The sequence below is a fragment of the Pseudomonas marincola genome (genome assembly GCF_900682675.2).
GTDB classification, from domain to species: Bacteria; Pseudomonadota; Gammaproteobacteria; order Pseudomonadales; family Pseudomonadaceae; genus Aquipseudomonas; species Aquipseudomonas marincola.
In genome coordinates this window covers 4,469,480-4,489,468 of record NZ_LR215729.2, presented here as the reverse complement: position 1 = coordinate 4,489,468, position 19,989 = coordinate 4,469,480, and the positions used below count along the sequence as shown (strand labels likewise).

Genomic DNA, 19,989 nt, shown 5'->3' with positions numbered 1-19,989 from the left:
TCGGCGGTTGGGCTTAGGGAGGGCGGGTTAAGCGGTTTCTTTGCTGGTAAGAATAATCAACAGGGCTTGCGCGTGTTCGGCGGCATCATGGCCCAGGCCGGTCAGGTAACCGCCATCTTCGCGGCTGATCATGCCTTTTTCGTGCAGTCTTTTTGCCGCCGCCACTGCGGTGGGCGCTGCGGTTTGGTGAACCTTGATGCCTTCCTGCGTGCTGTCCATGTTGAAGAGCGACAGAATTTCCAGCTCGGCAATTAACTCAGGGGTATAGGCCATAGGTACTCCACTTGTTGTAGTCACCGCCACTCGGGCGGCGTTCGGGATGTATATGGGTACAGACGCGGTGACGGCGCCGTACGAAACCTAGTGCTGCGGCATTGCTTGTGTGAGGAATCATTAAACAGGCGGTTTGACGTTAGCACGAACTTACAGCTTTGCTCCATGCGCTAATGGTCAGTCTTCATTCAGCGCGCATCGGGCTTGCCGTGTTTCCCTGTAGTGTAGTTAGACGCGGGTTGGTCTGCTGACTGAGTGTGTTGCCAATGATCAAGAATTTGCAGATAACGGCCGTCTGCACGAATGGCGCGCATGCCCCGATCAAACTGCTGGATGAGTGTGGGCGAGTGCGGATTAACCCGCGAAAAGCTCAGGTAGAGCTTGGGCCTTGCGACAATGAGCAGCGGTTTGAATTCGTCGGTCAGGTCGTTGTACTCACGGAACAGACTGTGCGCAACGGTGCGAAACGCCACCACGAAGTCGACGCGGTTATGTTCAACCATACGAAAGCCATGCAAGTCGCGTCGCACAAAGACTCGCTTGAAGCGGGTGTCGCTGTCGAACCCGGTGCCGTACTCGTAGCCGCTGGTGACGGCTATCGAGTGGCCGGCCAGCTGCGTCGGGGTAATCGAGGCGAGCGGGTAATCCTTGCGTGCCCACAGCACAATGTCATCGCTGAACAAGGGCTCTTCAGGCAGCAGATATTGGGCGCGGGTACTGGCAGTGGGCGTGGTGTTGAAACAGCCGGCCAGCACACCCTTGAGGCTAAGCTGCATGCAACGCGTGTAGGGGTAGGATTGCAATTCGATCTGCGCGCCGCCGGCGGCAAAGGCGGCGCGGACAATATCAACCGACATGCCCTGAATATGCTCATTGCGTAGCGCGCTGAACGGATACCAGTCGTCTTCGGCGCCGATTCTGATGCGCTCATCGGCGGCCACGTAACTCCCTGAACTCAACAGCAGCAATGCGCTCAGCAAGCTCATACCCAGAAATGAGGTTATTGAGGTGCTTTGCCTATCACGGCTGCGGCCGCCGACATGATTCAGGGGTTTTATCAATTGCTCTCATCGTCCTCCGGCAACTGCGGCAGGGCACGCAAAAGCTGCTCGTAACGTGCGCTGTCAAAGGGGCGATCTTCAGCAAACATGCGGTTGACTTCATTGGCCAGAACCATGGCCATCATCTCCACGCTGTCTGCACGCTCATAACCTACCAGCGTCAGTTTATTCAGAGTGGCCTGAGCGGCTGCTGGTTCCCCGGCCTCCAGTTGATTTTCGATGGCTTCGATCAGTTTGTCAGCGGCAAACGATTCATCATCATTGTCTATTTCGCTCATGGTAGTGCTCGCAATTTAAAGAGTTAATCAAGTTTGCCAGTGTGCGCTTTGCTGCGCTATTCATCCTGTCTATCCGCGTGCAGTCTGGCGTGCTTTAGGTGCTATAAGTATTGACCCGCAGTCATCTTCTGGAGCGCCCGAAATGTTCAAACTGCACGGTTTTGCCGTTAGCAATTACTACAACATGGTCAAGCTCGCCCTGCTGGAAAAGGGCATGGAGTTCGAGGAAGTTCTGGCATTTGCCGAAAAGACGCCTGAGTTCTATGCCAAAAGCCCACGCGGCAAAGTGCCGGTGCTTGAGGTCGAACAGGGTTTTATCAGCGAAACCAGCGCCATTCTTGAACATCTGGAGGCTTGCGGCAGTGGCAAAGCGCTCTTGCCAGCCGAGCCTTTTGCGCGCGCTCAAGTCCGCGCTCTGATGCGCGAAATTGAACTGTATATCGAGCTGCCTGCCCGCATGTGTTATCCCGAAGCCTTCTTTGGTATGCAGGTGCCGGATGCAATCAAGGAGCGGACCAAGGCCGAGTTGCTGGATGGCTTTGCCGCGCTCAAGCGCCATGGGCGTTTTAGCCCGTATGTGGCGGGTGATACGTTTACCTTGGCGGATATCTACTTTTTGTACAGCGTGGATTTAGCCTGTGCGGTGGGGAAAACCGTGTTCGGTCTTGATCTGCTGGCAGGCTTCCCGCAGGCGGCGCAGCTGCTCGCGAAGCTCAACGGCAATGCCAATGTGCAGGCAATTGCGGCCGCTAAAGAGGCGCAGATGCCAGAGTTTCTGGCGATGATCAAGGCGCGGGCGCAGGGCTAGTACAAATCAAGGGTCAGATCAGGCCCGCCGCGAGCCTGATCTGACATCCCGCCAGTCAGCGGCTGGCCAGCAACTGTTCGCCGCGCTTAACGGCTGCGCGAACTTGCGCAGGTGCGGTGCCGCCGATGTGGTCACGCGCTTGCACCGAACCTTCCAGCGTCAGAACGGCAAATACATCCTGCTCGATCTGGTCGCTGAACTGGCGAAGCTCTTCAAGGCTCATCTCGGCCAGGTCTTTGCCAGTGTCTACGCCGTACTTCACGGCGTGGCCGACAATTTCGTGGCAGTCGCGGAAAGGCAGGCCTTTGCGCACCAGATAATCAGCCAAATCCGTTGCGGTCGAGAAACCGCGCAATGCCGCTTCACGCATGATCGCGTGCTTGGGCTTGATGGCTGGGATCATGTCGGCGAAGGCGCGCAGGCTGTCACGCAGCGTATCGGCGGCATCGAACAGCGGCTCTTTGTCTTCCTGATTGTCCTTGTTGTAGGCCAGCGGTTGGCCTTTCATCAGGGTCAGCAGGCCGGTAAGGGCACCAAATACCCGGCCGGTCTTGCCGCGTACCAGCTCCGGTACATCCGGGTTTTTCTTCTGCGGCATGATCGAGCTGCCGGTGCAGAAACGGTCTGGCAGTTCGATGAACTGGAACTGCGCGCTGGTCCACAACACCAGCTCTTCGGAGAAGCGCGAGAGGTGCATCATCGCTACGCTGGCCGCCGCGCAAAATTCGATGGCGAAGTCGCGGTCGGAAACGCCGTCCAGTGAGTTGCCGCTGATGGCTTCAAAGCCTAGCAGCTCAGCCGTGATTTCGCGTTGAATCGGGTAGGTGGTGCCGGCCAGTGCCGCTGAGCCCAACGGCATGCGGTTGGTGCGCTTGCGGCAGTCGACCAGACGCTCGTAGTCACGCGAGAGCATCTCGAACCACGCCAGCAGATGATGACCAAAGGTCACAGGCTGCGCGGTCTGCAAGTGGGTGAAACCGGGCATGATGGTTTCGGCTTCACGCTCGGCTTGTTCCAGCAGGCCTTTTTGCAGGCGGGTGATTTCAGCCAGGATCAGGTCAATTTCGTCGCGCAACCACAGGCGGATATCGGTAGCCACCTGATCGTTACGGCTGCGGCCGGTGTGCAGTTTTTTGCCGGTGATGCCAATCAGGTCGGTCAGGCGCGCTTCAATGTTCATGTGAACGTCTTCGCGCTCAATGCTCCACTCGAACTGGCCCGCTTCGATCTCGGCCTGAACCTTGTGCAGGCCGTCGATGATGGTGTCGCGCTCGTCTTCTGTCAGGACCGACGCTTTGCAGAGCATGGTCGCATGGGCAATAGAGCCCATGATGTCATGGCGGTAAAGGCGTTTGTCGAACTCAACGGATGCTGTAAAACGGGCGACGAAGGCGTCGACTGGCTCGCTGAAGCGGCCGCCCCAGGATTGATTGGTCTTTTCAGTACTCATGGGATTCGCTCGGCTGGTGCGCTGTTCCATGCAAGTGGTATGGCAAGGTGCGGAAAAAGCCTCGTACAACCTGCCAAGCACTGCATGAGCTAAAAGTTCGTCGATAATAACAGGGTCGCAGCTAAATTCGTTTGTCAGGATGCGTTAACGGTCATTTGCCGGGTGCACCTCGGAATGCACTGTGGTTCACACTTTGCAGCGCCAGTGCTTTTTTACAGGAGCCTTTGCGCAGGTAAAGCGCGACGATAGCGCCTGCACAAAATAGCCCCAAAGTTGTGTTCACAAACACGCCCCGTGGCATTTTTGATGGTGCAGTTTCTGGTGCTGGGAACACTTGCCTGGCGCTTTGCTTTGTTCAGCAAGAATGGTCTTGCACGCTGCGTATGCAGCTCACGCGGAATCCGGGTTGATGCTTAATAAGAAAACCAACAATCACGTGGCGGCAGTCGACGAATTTTTTGTGCCCGAGCTGTGCAAGCCGGAAGCCTTGCTGAGCATGGTTTTACTCGCCGAATTACTGGTTTTTGTACTGGTATTGGCAGAGCCGATGGTGCCGGTGTTCAACTGGGTCAGGCTGGCGCTTGCCTCATTATTTGTGCAATGGATTTTGCTGTTGTCGGCAGCCCTGCTTTGTCAGCTACGCCCGGTAATGGCGCGCATGCCGACACCTTTGGCCGCATTCATGTGCTGTTCCATCGTGGTCGGGCTGACGCTGATTTGCACCGCCGTCGCCGATTATTTTTCCCTTGGCGGCCAGCTGGCACGCCAGGGTGAAGTGAATTTATACCTGCGACATGCGCTGATCAGCCTGATCATGTCCGCACTACTGCTACGCTATTTTTATCTGCAGAGTCAGTGGCGTAAGCAGGAGCAGGCCGAGTTGCGTGCGCGCATCGAGTCCTTGCAAGCGCGGATACGTCCGCATTTTCTGTTTAACAGTCTTAACAGTATTGCCAGCCTGGTGGTGGTCGATCCCTACAAGGCCGAGCAAGCGGTACTGGATCTGTCGGATTTGTTTCGAGCCAGTCTGGCCAAGCCCGGCAGCCTGGTTTCGTGGAGTGAAGAGCTGGAGTTGGCGAAACGATATTTGTCGATCGAACACTATCGGCTTGGCGAGCGTCTACAGTTGCAATGGGAAGTTGCTGATGTACCGGATGATTTGCCGATTCCTCAACTGACACTACAACCATTACTGGAGAATGCATTGATCTATGGCATCCAGCCGCGCATAGAAGGTGGCAAGGTTTGTATCGACGCCAGCTATAGTGAAGGCGTGTTTCAGTTGATCGTGAGCAATCCGTATGACGCGGGTGCCGAAACGGCGCCCTCCAATGGAACGCATCAGGCATTGGATAACATTGATGCACGTCTTACGGCACTTTTTGGACCTCGGGCCAGTCTCAGCGTGGAGCGCCGTGACGGTCGACACTACACCCGTCTACGCTATCCTTGTGCGAGACTCACGCAGGAAGCCAGAGCACTATGAATGTCCTGATCGTCGATGACGAACCCTTAGCGCGTGAACGCCTTAGCCGAATGGTGGGCGAACTTGATGGTTACCGTGTTCTTGAGCCGGCTGCGAGCAACGGCGAAGAAGCACTGAGCCTGATCGACAGTTTGAAACCGGATGTGGTCCTGCTCGACATCCGTATGCCGGGCCTCGATGGCCTGCAAGTGGCGGCCAAGCTTTGCGAACGCGATGCCCCGCCAGCGGTTATCTTTTGTACAGCGCATGATGAATTTGCCCTTGAGGCATTCCAGGTCAGCGCTGTGGGGTATTTGGTGAAACCGGTGCGCCCGGAGCATCTGGTTGAGGCGCTGAAAAAGGCTGAACGGCCCAACCGTGTGCAACTGGCGGCCTTGACTCGTCCGGCAGCCGTTTCCGGTGGCGAACCCCGCACCCATATCAGTGCCCGTACCCGCAAAGGCATCGAGCTGATTCCGCTGGATCAAGTGGTCTATTTCATTGCCGACCACAAATACGTGACCCTGCGTCATGAGCAAGGCGAAGTCCTGCTTGATGAGCCGCTGAAAGCGCTTGAGGACGAATTCGGCGACAGGTTTGTGCGAATTCACCGTAACGCCTTGGTCGCCCGTGATCGTATCGAGCGCCTGCAACGCACACCTCTCGGCCATTTCCAGTTGTACCTGAAAGGCTTGAATGGCGATGCGCTGGTTGTCAGCCGGCGTCACGTGGCGGGCGTTCGCAAACTTATGAGCGCTCTGTAGCCTCCGGTATTGGTTGCGGCTGGTTGTCGCGACCCATGCTGCGATGCGTCGCAGCGGGAGGTCGCCACTGGCATAGCCTGTTATTATCTGGGGCAGTTCGTTTTCTGGAAATGCCTCAATGCCTCGCGAAATTCGTATTGCTACCCGTAAAAGTGCTTTGGCCTTGTGGCAGGCAGAGCATGTAAAAGCTCGGCTTGAACAAGCGCATCCGGGGCTGATTGTTACCCTGGTGCCGATGGTCAGCCGTGGCGACAAGCTGCTGGATGCGCCGCTGGCGAAAATCGGCGGCAAGGGCCTGTTCGTCAAAGAGCTTGAAACCGCCATGCTCGAAGATCAGGCCGATATCGCTGTCCACTCAATGAAAGACGTGCCGATGGACTTCCCGCAAGGCCTGGGTCTGTATTGCATCTGCGAGCGTGAAGACCCGCGCGATGCATTCGTCTCCAACACCTATTCCAGTCTTGATGCATTGCCTGCTGGCAGCGTCGTTGGCACGTCCAGCTTGCGCCGTCAGGCCCAGTTGCTGGCGCGTCGTCCAGACCTGAAAATCCAGTTCCTGCGCGGCAACGTCAACACGCGTCTGGCCAAGCTTGATGCCGGCGAATATGACGCCATCATTCTTGCGGCCGCCGGTTTGATCCGCCTCGGTTTCGAGTCGCGGATCACTGCAAGCATCAGTGTCGACGACAGCTTGCCAGCGGGCGGGCAGGGCGCTGTGGGGATCGAGTGCCGTACTGCAGACACCGAAATCCATGCCTTGCTGGCGCCTTTGCACCACGCCGAAACCGCCATGCGTGTGACCGCCGAGCGTGCGCTGAACAAGCACCTCAATGGTGGCTGCCAGGTCCCTATAGCCTGCTACGCACTGCTTGAAGGTGATCAGTTGTGGTTGCGCGGCCTGGTCGGCCAGCCCGATGGCAGCCAACTGCTCAGCGCGCAGCAGCGGATGCCGGCAACTGCCGCCGAACAGCTGGGCGTCGCTGTGGCCGAAGACCTGCTACAGCAAGGCGCCGCGGCAATTTTGCAGGCGGTTTACGGCGAGGCCGCAAGCGAGTGAGTGAATGGCGCCTGTTGCTGACGCGCCCGGCAGAGGAGTCTGCGGCGCTGGCACAGGTGTTGGCCGAGCGTGGAATCTTCAGCAGCAGTTTGCCGCTGCTGAAGATCGAAGCGCTGGCGCCGGGCGACGAGCAGCGCGCGGTGATTGAGCAAATAGGCACTTACAGAGCGGTTATCGTGGTCAGCAAACCTGCTGCGCGGCTGGGCCTGAGCCTGCTCGATCAATACAGCGTAAAGCATCAAGCCACTCAGCCGTGGTTTAGCGTTGGCGCTGCAACCGGACAAATCATTGCCGACGCGGGCCTGCAGGTGCATTACCCCGCTAGCGGTGATGACAGCGAAGCGCTACTGGGCATGGCGCAACTGCAACAAGCCATTGCGCATGTGCAAAACCCGCGGGTGTTGATTATGCGCGGCGAAGACGGACGTGAATTACTCGCCGATCGTTTGCGCAGTCAGGGCGTAGTGGTTGATTATCTAGCGCTGTATCGGCGTACCCTGCCGCAATACGCACCTGCGGCGTTGCCGGAGTTAGTCAGCCGTGAACGTTTGAACGCTCTGGTGATCAGTAGTGGGCAGGGGCTGAGCAACCTGTTGTTACTGGCTGGCGAGCGCTGGAAAGCGTTAAGCAAGCTACCCTTGTTTGTACCAAGCCCCAGAGTTGCCGAAATGGCCAGCGCTGCTGGCGCTGAGACTGTTGTGGATTGCCGTGGTGCGAATGCCGCGGCGTTGTTGGCAGCGTTGCAGGAAACCTCTGCACCGGCCCCCTAAAAACAAAGGATGGATACGTGAGCGAAGCGATTACCCCAAAAGAGCCAGAGCAATCGACTCCGGTTAACCCGACGCCACCGAGCCCGCCCAAGGACAAACAGCCTTCAAAAGGTAACGGTTTAGCGATCATTGCGCTTTTGCTCGGCGCTGCAGGCGTCGCTGTTGGCGGTTGGGGCGTCTGGCAGGTGCGTGATCTCGAAACGCGCGGCCAGCAGCAGTTGAGCCAATTGCAGCGTACCGAAGCGCAAGCCGATGCGGTCGCCGAGCGCGCTAAAGGGCTCGATGCGCGGCTGGAACAGTTGCCATCGCCCGAAAAGCTAGAAGCCAATCGCCAACTGGTTGTGCAGTTGCAAGCCGATCAGCAACTGCTCAACAAGCGCCTTGAAACCGTTCTCGGCGCCAGTCGTCAGGAGTGGCGTCTGGCCGAGGCCGAGCATTTGTTGCGTCTTGCCAGTTTGCGCTTGTCGGCACTGCAAGACATCAACAGTGCGACTGCGCTGGTTGAAGCTGCCGATGAAATTCTTCGCGGTCAGGATGATCCGGCCGCCTATGCTGCCCGTCAGCAATTAGCCAAGAGCTTGGAAGCCCTGCACACAACTGCTAATCCGGACCGTACCGGGCTGTTTTTGCAGATCGGTGCGCTGCGTGATCAGGCTGTACAGTTGACTGCACTCAATCCGGTCTTCAATGGCGGTGACGGCGTGCTGCACGACGTTGCGCAGGCCAACTACGAAGCTGGCTGGTGGGCCGAGTGGCTGGATAAGCTATCGCAATACGTGCGCCTCGATTTCGATGCCGACCAGAATGTTCGTCCGCTGCTCGCCGGGCAAAGCCTGGTTCAGGTGCGTCTGGCCCTGAGCCTGGCGCTGGAACAAGCGCAATGGGCCGCTTTGCACGGGCAGACGCCGGTCTACAAACAAGCCATGCGTCAGGCTGCTGAGGTGCTTGATGCCAACTTCAATCAGGACAACCCGAGCAGCCGTGCATTGCGTAACCGCATCGTCGAACTGTTCGACAAGCCGATTGAGGTGGATGCACCGGATCTGAGCGAGTCGTTGACTGCGGTGGATGCTTATATCGAACTCAAGCAATCCGCTCGTGAGCGCCTCAAAGACGCAGCGCCCGCTGACGAAGCCGAAGCGGGGGATGCCAGCCAATGAAGCGGTTTTATCTGCTGGTTCTGCTGATGCTCGTGGCGGGCGGTCTGGCCTTGCTCGGGCTGGCCATCGCTGAACACAAAGGTTATGTGCTGTTCGCCTATCAGGGCTTCCGTTACGAGTCGAGCCTGTGGGTATTTTTGGCTCTGATGGTCGCCATTTTGTTGGTGGTGTATCTGGTGCGCCAAGTCCTGCGCCTGGTGTTTGTATCGGGCGAGTGGGTTAATCCATGGTCTCGTCGTCACCGCAGCCGTCGGGTCAAGCTGGCGACCGAACAAGGGTTTGTGGATTTGGTCGAGGGCCGCTGGGAGCACGCATTGCGTCATTTGCGCCGCGCTGGCGATCATTCACCATTGCCGCTGATGTATTACCTGGGCGCTGCGCGAGCAGCCCACCAACTGGAAAAATACAGCGAAAGCGAAGCCTTGCTGGAAAAGGCAGTACAGCGCCAGCCACAAGCTGAGTTGGCTGTTGCCTTGACCGACGCCGAGTTTCAGATCGAGCGCGGTGAAACTCAGGCCGCGCTGGAAACCTTGCAGGTGATGCACGAGCGTTACCCGGACAATCAGCAGGTGCTGTTCAAACTTCAGGAAATCTATGTTGAGCGCAAGGAGTGGTCCGCTTTGCTGGGCTTGCTGCCTAAGCTGCGCAAAGACAAGGTGCTGACTGACGCGCAACTCGAAGTGATCGAGGCGCAGGCTTGGGCGGGGCGTCTGGCCGATGCCGGACACACCGATGAGCAGTCGGCAGATTCAGCGAACTCGACCCTGACCAACGCCTGGCAGCAGCTTTCCGCAAACCAGCGCCAAGAGCCGCAATTGCTTGCCGTTTATGCGGATCAATTGCGTGCGCTGGGCAATGACGATGGCGCGGAAGAGTTGCTGCGCAGTGCCTTGCAGCGCAAATACGACAGCCGTCTGGTGCGCTTGTACGGACTGTTGCGCAGTTCCAACCCAACTCGCCAGTTGCAGGCGGCCGAAGGTTGGTTGAAGGCGCACTCCGATGATGCCGGCTTGCTTCTGACCCTGGGTCGTTTGTGCCTGCACAACAAATTGTGGGGCAAGGCCCGCGATTATTTAGAAAGCAGCATGCGCCTGCAGCGTCATCCTGAAACCTGTGCCGAGCTGGCCAGGCTGCTTGCCCAGTTAGGCGAAGTGGAGCGCAGTAATCAATTGTTCCAGGAAGGCTTGGGCCTGCTTGATCAACGCTTGATTGGTTTGCCGAGAGCCGCCTCACTCAGCCGCTGACCGGGCTGCTGCTTCACGGCAGGTCGATAAATCTGATCCGGACGTATGGTCGGATTAGCAGGATGGGAACCGCTCTATATGGGCGGTTTTCACTTGTATGCACTAAGCGCTTTACTCTACCGTAGCTGTCTTTATTCAATCAGCTGGAGCTGTCATGTCGTTGGCCAGACCCCGTTCATTATTCGCCCTTGCGTTCCTGGGCTGCGTTGCCTTGATGGGTGGCGCACTTTATCTGGAACATATCGTTGGTCTTGAGCCATGCCCGCTGTGTGTGTTGCAACGCATATTCGTGATCGCTTTTGCCGTGGTCTGCCTGATCGGTGCCATCCACGGTCCTGGTCGCATCGGTACGCGCGTCTACTCGGTATTTGCATTGCTGTTTGCAGCTGGCGGCGCCGCCACGGCCGCACGGCAAATCTGGTTGCAAACGGTGCCGGCAGATCAACTGCCTGCGTGCCTGCCGAGCCTTGAATACATGATGGACGCGCTGCCGTTTCAGGAAATCATCCGGGTGGTTCTGCACGGTTCTGCAGATTGCGCCGAGGTGAACTGGACGCTTTTCGGCATGAGCATTCCCGAGTGGAGCTTGTTGGCTTTTGTCGGCATGATCGGTTTCGCCCTGTTGCAACTGCTGCGCAGCGACTGACATCACTCGCTGCGCGTCAATTTGTTGCTTGGGCTGTGCCGCCAATGAGCGTATTGTTGTTGGCTAGATGCCGCGAATGACGCGGCATTGCGATTAAAACGTACGTATTAAATTTGTCGCTCATGTAGCTTGATGGGGCGAATTTGCCAGCATACTCTGGCCATCAAGCAGTAAAGTGTGTTGGGCGTATTTGCCTGATCAGGCGATTGTTGGGCCGTCAAATAAAACGTATCGGATCGGGCGTAAAATAGAAAAACCGATAAGGGAAGTGAGGCCATCATGCTCGAGAGTTGTCAGAACGCGCAGGAACGTTGGGGTGGTGTAAACCTGTTAATCGATCGTTGGTTACAGGAACGCCAGGAGCTGATCAGTAGCTATGATGCTGTGCACGCTGCGCCTCAGGCTTCCGCCGCCGCAACGCAGGCACTGCAACGGTTTTGTGAAGTTCTGGTCGATTATGTATCGGCAGGACATTTCGAGGTCTATGAGCAGTTGACCAACGAGGCCAAGGCTTTCGATGATCAACGCGGCTTGGAATTGGCCAAGAAAATCTACCCGCGTATTGATGCAATCACTGAGGTCGCGCTGTCATTCAACGACCGTTGCGATAACGGCGACTGCCGCGATAATGCATCCCAGGCACATGAACTCAAGCAACTGGGGCAATTGCTCCATGAACGCTTTGACCTTGAAGACTGCTTGATCGAAGTGCTGCATAACGCCCATCAACATCAGGCCAGCGCCACCGTATAAGTTGTCGCAAAACCCTGTGAGTCGAGCTGATGAGTTTGCAGTTGGCACTGAACAAGGCCCGCTGCAAACGCGCCTATGACGCCTGCCTTGAAGCGTTAATTATTGCTCTGATTAACGTCCTGAAAACTTCTCGTTGTCCTGAATTTTTTCGATGATCTGCTGATGCCCTTCAGCAGATTTTGTTGCTATGTGCGTGAGTAACTAGCGACCACTCGGTCAGGCGTCTAGTATGGCTGCATATATCCCCGCCAGGAGGCGTTATGTCAGCTAAACAGAAAGCGAATAAGAAAGCAGTTCGTACCCCTTTGCATCTCCTTCAACAGCTTTCCGGCAGCCTGCTTGATCACCTTGAAGATGCGTGCAGCAAGGCGTTGGTTGATGCTGAAGAACTGCTGGCCAAGCTGGAAACCCAGCGCGGCAAAGCGCAGGAAAAACTGCACAAGTCTCGCGGTAAACTGCAAGACGCCGCCGAGGCGGGTAAGGCCAAGTCACAGGCCAAGGCGCGCAAGACAGTCAATGAGCTTGAAGATCTGCTCGACGCACTGAAAGAGCGTCAAACGCAAACGCGTGAATACATCGCACAGCTCAAGCGCGATGCTCAGCAGAGCTTGCGACTGGCCCAAGGTGTTGCTCGTGTTAAGGAAGCAGCCAACAAGGCTCTGGTCAGCCGTGAGGCTAAACCTGCAACTGTGAAGCCAGCGCCAAAACCCGCTGCTCGCACTGTTGCAAAAACAGCGGCCAAACCTGCAGCGAAAACAGCTGCCAAGCCCGCTGCTAAAACTGCGGCAAAACCCGCTGCAAGAGCTACTGCCAAGCCCGCAGCAAAAACTGCTGCTGCGACTTCCGCTAAACCTGCGGCAAAACCCGCAGCAAGGGCAGCAGCGAAGCCTGCCGCGAAACCTGCACCAAGAGCAGCGGCAAAACCCGCCGCTAAGCCCGCCACCAGAACAGCAGCTAAACCTGCGCCAAAGGCGGCAGCAAAGCCTGCGGCTAAACCCGCTGCCAAAGCGCCTGCAAAAGCTGCGGCTAAACCCGCTGCCAAAGCGCCTGCAAAAGCTGCGGCTAAACCTGCAGCAAAACCAGCCGCTAAGCCTGCAGTAAGGGCTGCCCGCAAACCAGCGGCCAAGCCGGCAGCTAAACCAGCTGCTAAAACCGCGGCCAAGCCAGCAGCCAAGCCAGCTGCTCAACCCGCTGCGGCTACTCCGGCGGCTCCAACTGCACCTGCATCGACTGCCAGCGTCACCACACCGGTAACGCCATCTTCAGAGTCATAATCGGGCAAGTGCCGTGGCCGAGTCGCACAGTAAGTTTTGTGCGGCCCGGCCACTGTCGGCCAGCGGCGCGCTCAGCGAAGTCAGCCATAAGCCGACACTCGGTTGGTCGCTGCGCGGCCATTGGGTTGCAAGCCCGGCCAGACGTTCGAGCTGAATGCGCTCGGCTTGCAACTCAAGCTGTTTAACCTGCTCACGCAATGCCTTCAGTTGCGGGTCGTCAAAGGCTCTTGCTCGCCAGTCCTGGCGCACTCCACGCAGACACCTGACTACCTGCTCTTGCCATGGCTGACTCATCGCCCGCAGTTGCGCGGCGCGTTCAGCACTGCACTCAACGCCGTTGACCCCGAGCCAAGCACCGCAGAGCAGCAGACACACGTCGGCGCCATGCTCTTGCAGCTCCAGGCAGGCGGTTTCCACGCCGGGTTGGCTGTAGAGTTGTTCGGCGAAATGCCACAGATCAGAGGACATGCTGCTTCCTGAGTGATTAGTCGGCGACTCTGGTAGAATCCGCCGCCATTATGATCCGACTTCAAAACCTCACTTTACAACGTGGCCCTCAGCGTCTGCTAGAAGATGCCGAGATGACCCTGCACGCCGGCCATAAAGCGGGCCTCATCGGTGCGAACGGCGCGGGTAAGTCCACGCTTTTCGCCTTGCTGCTGGGCGAGCTGACACCGGATTCCGGTGATTGCCTGCTTCCGGCAGACTGGCGTATTGCCCACATGCGCCAGGAAATCGATGCCCTTGAGCGTCAGGCAGTTGAGTATGTGCTCGACGGCGATACTCATCTGCGTCGGGTTCAGGCCGAGCTGGCACGTGCTGAGGCAGCAGAAGACGGCGCGGCAGTTGCCCGTCTGCACGTTGAACTCGATAGCCTTGACGGCTACACCGCCGATGCCCGTGCGCGCAAATTGCTGGCTGGTCTGGGATTTGAGAATGCGCAGATGGACCGTCTGGTCAGCGATTTCTCCGGTGGCTGGCGTATGCGCCTGAATCTGGCGCAGGCGCTGATGTGCCCGTCCGATTTGTTGCTGCTCGATGAGCCGACCAACCACTTGGATCTCGACGCCATTCTGTGGCTCGAAGGCTGGCTGAAAAGCTACGCGGGCACATTACTGCTGATCTCTCACGATCGCGATTTCCTCGATGCCGTAGTCGATCACGTCGCCCATCTCGACCAGCAAAAGCTGACGCTGTATCGCGGTGGCTATTCGGCGTTCGAGCGCACCCGTGCTGAGCGTCTGGCGCAGCAGCAGCAGGCGTACGAGAAGCAGCAAGCGCAACGCGCGCACATGGAAAAGTACATCGCCCGATTCAAGGCGCAGGCCACCAAGGCTCGTCAGGCCCAGAGCCGGATCAAGGCACTTGAGCGCCTGGAAGAGTTGGCGCCGGCGCACGTTGATTCACCGTTCGATTTCAGCTTTCGTGAAGCACACAAGATTTCCAGCCCGTTGCTGGACCTCTCGGAAGGGCGTCTTGGCTATGGCGAGACGGTAATCCTTGAAAACGTGAAGCTGAATCTGGCGCCGGGTGCGCGGATTGGATTGCTTGGGCCTAACGGCGCGGGTAAATCGACGCTGATCAAGAACCTGTCGAACGAGCTGAGTCCGATTTCAGGCCGCTTGCAGCGTGGCGAGAATCTGGTGGTCGGCTACTTTGCCCAGCATCAACTCGACTCACTGGACGACAAAGCCAGCCCGCTTCTGCATTTTCAGCGGCTGGCGCCCACCGAGCGTGAGCAAACCCTGCGCGACTTCCTCGGCGGTTTTGATTTCCGTGGCCCGCGCTGCGATGAGCCTGTGGTTAATTTCTCGGGTGGCGAGAAGGCGCGTCTGGCCTTGGCTTTGATCGCATGGGGCCGGCCAAACCTGCTGTTGCTCGATGAGCCAACCAACCACCTCGATCTGGAAATGCGCTTGGCATTGACCATGGCGCTGCAAGAGTTCGAAGGCGCCGTGGTGGTGGTTTCTCACGACCGGCACTTGCTGAAGAGCACTACCGACGAGTTCCTGCTGGTCGCAGACGGTCGGGTTCAACCGTTTGACGGAGACCTTGAAGACTACTCGCGCTGGCTGATCGATTTCCGCTCTCGGCAGGCAGTGAGCAATCAGGTGGTGGCGGAAGGCGCAGCCGATCGTACCGACAAGCGTGCACAGCGTCAGGCTGCGGCAGCGTTGCGCCAGCAATTGGCGCCGCATAAGCGTCAGGCCGAGAAGCTGGAGAAAGAGCTTGGCCAGTTGCACGAGAAGTTGGCCGCGGTTGAAACCAAGCTCGGCGACAGTGACCTCTACGACGCTTCGCGCAAGAATGAATTGCGTGATTTGCTGGCGGAGCAGGGCACGTTGAAAAGCCGCGAAGCAGCGCTGGAAGAACAGTGGATGGAAGCACTGGAAATTCTTGAAGAGTTGCAACGCCAGTTGGAAGAAGCCAGCTAGCATTAAGCTGTTCCATGTCGGCGCCAGCCGTTGGCTGCGCTGACATAGATTGATGCAAATTTGTTGTTTTAGCCTGCCTCTGCCCACTTGGCGGCGTCATGCGCCAGGTGCTTAATAGCGGGCGCAAAAATGCCGCTGTCGTGGCAACCTCTCACGCTTCTCTCTAGAGATAAACCTGATTATGGAATGGCTGGCTAACCCGGAAATTTGGGTTGCGTTTCTGACCCTGACCGCCCTGGAAATTGTTCTCGGCATCGACAATATTATCTTCATCTCGATTCTGGTCAGCCGTCTGCCCAAGGAGCAACAGCCGCGCGCGCGCTTCTTCGGTCTGGCCTTGGCCATGGTCACGCGAATTCTACTCTTGCTCTCGATCAGTTGGGTGATGCGCCTGACTACCGACCTGTTCGTGGCGTTTGGGCACGGTATTTCGGGGCGCGACCTGATCTTGTTCTTCGGTGGTCTGTTCCTGTTGTTCAAGAGCACCATGGAGATCTATCACAGCCTTGAGGGTGCTGAAGAGCAACAGGCGAGCGGCGGCAAAGCTTATGGCTTCATGGGCATCATCGTGCAGATCGCGATCATCGACATCGTGTTCTCGCTCGACTCGGTCATTACCGCAGTCGGCCTGGTTGATAACGTACCGGTCATGGTCGCGGCGATTATCATCTCGGTTGTGGTGATGATGCTCTCGGCCAGCACCATCAGTAATTTCATCGACAAGCACCCGTCGCTGAAAATGCTCGCGCTGTCCTTCCTCATCGTCGTCGGCACCATGCTGGTGGCTGAGGCCTTTGAAGTGCACGTGCCGAAAGGTTATGTGTATTTCGCCATGGCTTTCTCGCTGGCGGTCGAGGCGATCAACATTCGTCTGCGTGGCGCCATGGCCCGCAAGCAAGGGCAGGAGCCTGTGCGCTTGCGTAAAGACACGCCGGAATGATCGCCAGCGTGGGGTTGTTTGATGCATGATAAAGAGGCGGGTTTTTCCCGCCTCTTTCTATTGGGCTGATTCGATCTTGAGGTGATTGCTGTGGCGCTTGAAACCTGGATGGCGTTTTTCGTGGCGTGCTGGATTATCAGCCTGTCGCCGGGTGCGGGCGCTATCGCGTCAATGTCATCTGGCCTGCAGTACGGTTTCTTGCGTGGTTACTGGACGGCACTGGGCCTGCAGGTCGGCCTGATTCTGCAAATCACGATTGTTGCCGCCGGTGTTGGCGCAATCCTCGCGACCTCGGCAGTGGCCTTCAGCCTGATCAAGTGGTTCGGTGTGGTCTATCTGGTTTATCTGGCCTATCGCCAGTGGCGTGCGCTGCCGAGCGACTTGTCTGCTGAGTCTTCCGAGCGGCCAACCGGGCGACCACTGAGTCTGGTTCTGCGCGGTTTTCTGGTCAATTTCAGCAACCCCAAAGCCATTGTGTTCATGCTCGCGGTATTGCCGCAGTTCCTCAATCCACATGAGCCGCTGCTAAGCCAATACCTGATCATGGGCGTGACCATGATCAGCGTGGACCTTATTGTCATGGCGGGCTACACCGGCCTGGCATCCAAGGTGCTGCGTATGCTCCGCAGCCCGCGCCAGCAGCGTGTGATGAATCGTACCTTCGCGGTGTTGTTTGTCGGCGCTGCGAGCCTGCTGGCAACTGTCAGCCGCGCCTCGGCTTAAGCAGCAGCCGCTTTACCACTCAATTGGCTGGCCGTCCCACGCCCAGAAACTGCCGGTTTGTTCCGGGTCGTGGCGGTCAATCTGCGCCAGCAGTTGGTTGGCTGCATAGGTGCAGCTGAACAGTTTTTCGCTTGGCACATTGGCCTGAAACGGTTTTGAAAGCTCAGTGTCGGTGGTCCCCGGATGCAGCAGCAATACGCAGCTTTGCGGGTTGAGCCGACGCAGTTCGATACTGGCGGTGTGCATCAACTGATTGAGTGCCGCCTTGCTGGCGCGATAACTGTACCAGCCGCCCAGATGGTTATCGCCAATCGAGCCAACCCGTGCTGAAAGTGCCGCAACCGTGCAGGCGTGGCGGCCACGCAACAAGGGCAACAAATGCTTGAGAAGCAGAACCGGGCCAAATGCATTGGTCTGGAAGGCTGCGTGCAAACTCTGCTGATCAAGTTGCGCCAGGCCTTTTTCCGCACGTGCGCCATCCTGATGCAGCACGGCTGCGGTACTGATCAGCACATGCAGCCGACTTATCTGTCCCTGTAGTTGGCTGGCGAAGCGCCCGATAGAGGCTTCATCGGACACATCCACATTGGCGCGTTCAAGGCGCCCGGGATAACGCTTTTGCAGCGCATCGAGTTCAGGCGACTCGCACGCCGAGCGGGCAATAGCCCAGATACAGCCGGTGTGTGGACTGGCCAATAGTTGCTCGGTCATTGCCAGACCAATGCCACGGCTGGCACCGCAGATCACAATATTTGCAGCTTCTTGCAAGCGGCTGGACAGCGTCATAACGGGTCTCCGGAGGCTTTGCGACAAATCGACACTGACGATCAGACATTTGGGGCTTGAGGAAAATCGTTAGGGAGGCAACAATGTAATGCCACCCATTCGTATTTGGGATTGAATCCTATATGTTTCTTCCACGCCGTCTCATTTGCTGGCTGCTACTCCCACTGACTCTGCTCTGCAGCCTTGCTGCAATGGCCGAGGCCGGTGATGGCGCTGCCCAAGCGCTGCATATGCTCGGATACCTCGGTGCGGATTACCCCGCAACCGTCGCTGATGGCAAGATTATTGATGCCAGCGAGTATCAGGAACAACTCGAATTTCTCACCGTGCTGCAAGGTTTGATTGTGGCATTACCGGCCCAGGAAGGTCGTGATGAGCTGGTGTCGGGCGTTGCCAGCCTGCGCAAGAACATCGAACAGCGCGAAGACGGTGGCAAGGTCGCCATTCAGGCGCGGCAGTTGGCAGCAAACTTGGTCAGCACCTATCAGGTGAGTCAGGCGCCGGCGATCACGCCTGATCCTACTCGCGGCGAGCCATTGTTTGCTCAGCACTGTGCGGTTTGTCATGGCCAGACCGGTGCTGGCGATGGCCCCGCAGGTATTGGCCTTGAGCCGCCTCCGGCGAACCTGCGTGATGCTGCGCGGATAGACCGCCTGAGCCTTTACGATATCTATAACACCATTGGTCTGGGCATTGAAGGCACCGACATGGCGGCGTTCGCCGACCAGCTCGATGATCGTCAGCGCTGGGATCTGGCCAGTTATATTGCCGGCTTTACTGCCGAGCCAGTGGCTGAGGGCAAATCCTTCGGGATTGCCAGCCTGGCGGCGCAAACGCCCGCCGAAGTGGCGACGGCGCAAGGGCCTGAGGCCGCTGCGTTGTTCCGTGCCCAGCGCGCCCAGCCACCGGTTGAACAACGTGGCCCTGCGCAACTGATCGATCACACTCGCCAGACGTTGGAGCATAGCCTCAAGGCCTACACCGAGGGCGATTCAGAGCAAGCCTATGACTTGTCTGTCGGTGCGTATCTGGAAGGCTTTGAGCTGGTCGAGAGTGCACTGAACAACATCGACTCTGATCAGCGCAAGATCACCGAGAAAGCACTGATGGCTTATCGTCAGGCGTTGCAGGATGGTCTGTCTGTGCCGGTCGCAGCGCAGCGTCTGGAGCAGGCCAAGGTTGAGCTGGCGAAGTCTTCCGACTTGCTCGGCGGCGATGCCATGTCCGCCTCGCTGACATTCATTTCAAGCTTGCTGATCCTGCTCCGTGAAGGCCTTGAGGCCATTCTGGTACTGGCGGCGATTCTGGCATTCCTGCGCAATACCGGGCAGGAAAAAGCCGTACGCAGCGTGCATGTTGGTTGGGGCTTGGCGATTGCCGCAGGCTTTGCGACATGGGCTCTGGCGGCCTACCTGATTGATGTCAGCGGTGCGCAACGCGAATTGCTCGAAGGCGCTACCGCCTTGTTTGCCAGCGTCATGGTGTTGTGGTTGGGCGTGTGGATGCACGACCGCCGTCATGCCGCCGCGTGGCAGAGTTACATCAAGAGCAGCCTGGTGAGTGGCGGCGGTCGTTTCGGCTTTGCCCTGCTGGCCTTCTTCTCGGTGTACCGCGAACTCTTTGAAGTCATCCTGTTTTACGAAACACTCTGGCTGCAGGCCGGGCCTGAAGGCCACAGCATGGTAATCTTCGGCGCTTGTGCGGCGTTGGTTATATTGATTGGCCTGGCGTGGGTGATTCTGCGTGGGTCGCGCAAACTGCCGCTGGCTACCTTCTTCAGCCTCAACGCAATTCTGCTCTGCATGCTGTCGGTGGTATTTGCCGGTCACGGTATTGCAGCCCTGCAAGAAGCTGGCGTTATTGGCACACGTCCGGTCAACTTCTTCGAGTTTGACTGGATGGGTATTCACCCAGATGCCTACAGCCTGGGCGCTCAAGCTGTGGCGCTGACGGCAATCGTGGTGCTGTATGGCCGTAGCTGGCTGACCGAACGCCGGCGCGCGGAAGTTGCTCAGCCCTAAGTTGTAACGATCCGAGAAAACCCGGCTTGCCACAAGGCTCGCCGGGTTTTTTAATGCCACACATAAATACGGGGGATTGGT

20 protein-coding genes are annotated in these 19,989 nt (G+C 57.7%); 14 read left to right on the top strand and 6 right to left on the bottom strand.

All coding sequences use genetic code 11. The features are described 5' to 3' along the window. Nucleotides 1-27 precede the first annotated feature (27 nt). The 3 genes from PMYSY11_RS20540 to PMYSY11_RS20530 form a co-directional block, all read right to left on the bottom strand. Nucleotides 28-273, bottom strand: a complete 246-nt coding sequence (locus PMYSY11_RS20540; RefSeq protein ID WP_069898485.1) for a TIGR02647 family protein — start codon at nt 271-273, stop codon at nt 28-30. Nucleotides 274-461: 188 nt separating this feature from the next. Continuing rightward, complete coding sequence (locus tag PMYSY11_RS20535) at nt 462-1,259, bottom strand: substrate-binding periplasmic protein (protein WP_150547882.1); 798 nt, start codon at nt 1,257-1,259, stop codon at nt 462-464. A gap of 71 nt (nt 1,260-1,330) precedes the next feature. Then, complete coding sequence (locus PMYSY11_RS20530; RefSeq protein ID WP_069898483.1) at nt 1,331-1,612, bottom strand: hypothetical protein; 282 nt, start codon at nt 1,610-1,612, stop codon at nt 1,331-1,333. Nucleotides 1,613-1,754: 142 nt separating this feature from the next. Here PMYSY11_RS20530 and PMYSY11_RS20525 point away from each other — a divergent pair, with 142 nt between their 5' ends. After that, nucleotides 1,755-2,420 (top strand): glutathione S-transferase family protein, encoded by a 666-nt coding sequence (locus PMYSY11_RS20525; protein ID WP_150547881.1) that lies wholly within the window; start codon nt 1,755-1,757, stop codon nt 2,418-2,420. A 55-nt stretch (nt 2,421-2,475) separates the two neighbouring features. Here the strand turns inward: PMYSY11_RS20525 and argH are convergent, their stop codons facing one another. Continuing rightward, entirely contained in the window at nt 2,476-3,870 is a 1,395-nt protein-coding gene (gene argH / locus PMYSY11_RS20520) for an argininosuccinate lyase (protein WP_090510009.1), read from the bottom strand. Between the two features lie 409 nt (nt 3,871-4,279). On the opposite strand from argH, the gene PMYSY11_RS20515 reads away from it, so the two are divergent. The 9 genes from PMYSY11_RS20515 to PMYSY11_RS20475 all read left to right on the top strand — a co-directional run bounded on the left by PMYSY11_RS20515 (nt 4,280) and on the right by PMYSY11_RS20475 (nt 13,003). Next, the gene (locus tag PMYSY11_RS20515; protein ID WP_150547880.1) at nt 4,280-5,356 is read left to right on the top strand and encodes a sensor histidine kinase; all 1,077 of its coding nucleotides are present in this window, start codon (nt 4,280-4,282) and stop codon (nt 5,354-5,356) included. Then, nucleotides 5,353-6,099, top strand: coding sequence for a LytR/AlgR family response regulator transcription factor (locus PMYSY11_RS20510; protein ID WP_069898479.1), 747 nt, complete (start codon nt 5,353-5,355; stop codon nt 6,097-6,099). The genes PMYSY11_RS20515 and PMYSY11_RS20510 overlap by 4 nt, the downstream gene beginning before the upstream one ends. 118 nt (nt 6,100-6,217) lie before the next feature. Next, the gene (gene hemC, locus PMYSY11_RS20505) at nt 6,218-7,156 is read left to right on the top strand and encodes a hydroxymethylbilane synthase (protein ID WP_150547879.1); all 939 of its coding nucleotides are present in this window, start codon (nt 6,218-6,220) and stop codon (nt 7,154-7,156) included. Then, nucleotides 7,153-7,926, top strand: coding sequence for a uroporphyrinogen-III synthase (locus tag PMYSY11_RS20500; protein ID WP_150547878.1), 774 nt, complete (start codon nt 7,153-7,155; stop codon nt 7,924-7,926). The genes hemC and PMYSY11_RS20500 overlap by 4 nt, the downstream gene beginning before the upstream one ends. A gap of 17 nt (nt 7,927-7,943) precedes the next feature. Further along, on the top strand, nt 7,944-9,086 hold the full coding sequence (locus PMYSY11_RS20495; protein ID WP_069898476.1) for a uroporphyrinogen-III C-methyltransferase: 1,143 nt from the start codon (nt 7,944-7,946) through the stop codon (nt 9,084-9,086). Beyond that, on the top strand, nt 9,083-10,330 hold the full coding sequence (locus tag PMYSY11_RS20490; protein WP_150547877.1) for a heme biosynthesis HemY N-terminal domain-containing protein: 1,248 nt from the start codon (nt 9,083-9,085) through the stop codon (nt 10,328-10,330). The genes PMYSY11_RS20495 and PMYSY11_RS20490 overlap by 4 nt, the downstream gene beginning before the upstream one ends. A gap of 154 nt (nt 10,331-10,484) precedes the next feature. Further along, nucleotides 10,485-10,976, top strand: coding sequence for a disulfide bond formation protein B (locus tag PMYSY11_RS20485; protein WP_150547876.1), 492 nt, complete (start codon nt 10,485-10,487; stop codon nt 10,974-10,976). A 279-nt stretch (nt 10,977-11,255) separates the two neighbouring features. After that, entirely contained in the window at nt 11,256-11,729 is a 474-nt protein-coding gene (locus tag PMYSY11_RS20480; RefSeq protein WP_069898473.1) for an Rsd/AlgQ family anti-sigma factor, read from the top strand. Between the two features lie 260 nt (nt 11,730-11,989). Next, on the top strand, nt 11,990-13,003 hold the full coding sequence (locus PMYSY11_RS20475) for an AlgP family protein (protein ID WP_172970644.1): 1,014 nt from the start codon (nt 11,990-11,992) through the stop codon (nt 13,001-13,003). On the opposite strand, the gene PMYSY11_RS20470 is transcribed toward PMYSY11_RS20475, so the two are convergent. Continuing rightward, nucleotides 12,998-13,471 (bottom strand): TIGR02444 family protein, encoded by a 474-nt coding sequence (locus PMYSY11_RS20470; RefSeq protein ID WP_090510028.1) that lies wholly within the window; start codon nt 13,469-13,471, stop codon nt 12,998-13,000. The genes PMYSY11_RS20475 and PMYSY11_RS20470 overlap by 6 nt on opposite strands. 50 nt (nt 13,472-13,521) lie before the next feature. On the opposite strand from PMYSY11_RS20470, the gene PMYSY11_RS20465 reads away from it, so the two are divergent. The 3 genes from PMYSY11_RS20465 (at nt 13,522) to PMYSY11_RS20455 (ending at nt 17,101) form a co-directional block, all read left to right on the top strand. Continuing rightward, on the top strand, nt 13,522-15,438 hold the full coding sequence (locus PMYSY11_RS20465) for an ATP-binding cassette domain-containing protein (RefSeq protein WP_150547875.1): 1,917 nt from the start codon (nt 13,522-13,524) through the stop codon (nt 15,436-15,438). Nucleotides 15,439-15,619: 181 nt separating this feature from the next. Then, nucleotides 15,620-16,378, top strand: a complete 759-nt coding sequence (locus tag PMYSY11_RS20460; RefSeq protein ID WP_090510033.1) for a TerC family protein — start codon at nt 15,620-15,622, stop codon at nt 16,376-16,378. A gap of 108 nt (nt 16,379-16,486) precedes the next feature. After that, complete coding sequence (locus PMYSY11_RS20455) at nt 16,487-17,101, top strand: LysE family transporter (RefSeq protein ID WP_420830085.1); 615 nt, start codon at nt 16,487-16,489, stop codon at nt 17,099-17,101. A gap of 12 nt (nt 17,102-17,113) precedes the next feature. On the opposite strand, the gene PMYSY11_RS20450 is transcribed toward PMYSY11_RS20455, so the two are convergent. Then, nucleotides 17,114-17,887 carry an SDR family NAD(P)-dependent oxidoreductase gene (locus PMYSY11_RS20450; protein WP_150547873.1) on the bottom strand — a complete coding sequence of 258 codons (774 nt, stop codon included), beginning with the start codon at nt 17,885-17,887 and terminating at the stop codon, nt 17,114-17,116. Between the two features lie 122 nt (nt 17,888-18,009). Here PMYSY11_RS20450 and PMYSY11_RS20445 point away from each other — a divergent pair, with 122 nt between their 5' ends. Beyond that, entirely contained in the window at nt 18,010-19,908 is a 1,899-nt protein-coding gene (locus tag PMYSY11_RS20445) for an FTR1 family protein (RefSeq protein ID WP_150547872.1), read from the top strand. Nucleotides 19,909-19,989 lie beyond the last annotated feature (81 nt).

Bases quoted from the DNA above. Each gene is read 5' to 3' on its own strand.
- PMYSY11_RS20540 (WP_069898485.1), bottom strand. From the start codon at position 273: ATGGCCTATACCCCTGAGTTAATTGCCGAGCTGGAAATTCTGTCGCTC.
- PMYSY11_RS20535 (WP_150547882.1), bottom strand. From the start codon at position 1,259: ATGAGCTTGCTGAGCGCATTGCTGCTGTTGAGTTCAGGGAGTTACGTG.
- PMYSY11_RS20530 (WP_069898483.1), bottom strand. From the start codon at position 1,612: ATGAGCGAAATAGACAATGATGATGAATCGTTTGCCGCTGACAAACTG.
- PMYSY11_RS20525 (WP_150547881.1), top strand. From the start codon at position 1,755: ATGTTCAAACTGCACGGTTTTGCCGTTAGCAATTACTACAACATGGTC.
- argH (WP_090510009.1), bottom strand. From the start codon at position 3,870: ATGAGTACTGAAAAGACCAATCAATCCTGGGGCGGCCGCTTCAGCGAG.
- PMYSY11_RS20515 (WP_150547880.1), top strand. From the start codon at position 4,280: ATGCTTAATAAGAAAACCAACAATCACGTGGCGGCAGTCGACGAATTT.
- PMYSY11_RS20510 (WP_069898479.1), top strand. From the start codon at position 5,353: ATGAATGTCCTGATCGTCGATGACGAACCCTTAGCGCGTGAACGCCTT.
- hemC (WP_150547879.1), top strand. From the start codon at position 6,218: ATGCCTCGCGAAATTCGTATTGCTACCCGTAAAAGTGCTTTGGCCTTG.
- PMYSY11_RS20490 (WP_150547877.1), top strand. From the start codon at position 9,083: ATGAAGCGGTTTTATCTGCTGGTTCTGCTGATGCTCGTGGCGGGCGGT.
- PMYSY11_RS20485 (WP_150547876.1), top strand. From the start codon at position 10,485: ATGTCGTTGGCCAGACCCCGTTCATTATTCGCCCTTGCGTTCCTGGGC.
- PMYSY11_RS20480 (WP_069898473.1), top strand. From the start codon at position 11,256: ATGCTCGAGAGTTGTCAGAACGCGCAGGAACGTTGGGGTGGTGTAAAC.
- PMYSY11_RS20475 (WP_172970644.1), top strand. From the start codon at position 11,990: ATGTCAGCTAAACAGAAAGCGAATAAGAAAGCAGTTCGTACCCCTTTG.
- PMYSY11_RS20470 (WP_090510028.1), bottom strand. From the start codon at position 13,471: ATGTCCTCTGATCTGTGGCATTTCGCCGAACAACTCTACAGCCAACCC.
- PMYSY11_RS20465 (WP_150547875.1), top strand. From the start codon at position 13,522: ATGATCCGACTTCAAAACCTCACTTTACAACGTGGCCCTCAGCGTCTG.
- PMYSY11_RS20460 (WP_090510033.1), top strand. From the start codon at position 15,620: ATGGAATGGCTGGCTAACCCGGAAATTTGGGTTGCGTTTCTGACCCTG.
- PMYSY11_RS20455 (WP_420830085.1), top strand. From the start codon at position 16,487: ATGGCGTTTTTCGTGGCGTGCTGGATTATCAGCCTGTCGCCGGGTGCG.
- PMYSY11_RS20450 (WP_150547873.1), bottom strand. From the start codon at position 17,887: ATGACGCTGTCCAGCCGCTTGCAAGAAGCTGCAAATATTGTGATCTGC.
- PMYSY11_RS20445 (WP_150547872.1), top strand. From the start codon at position 18,010: ATGTTTCTTCCACGCCGTCTCATTTGCTGGCTGCTACTCCCACTGACT.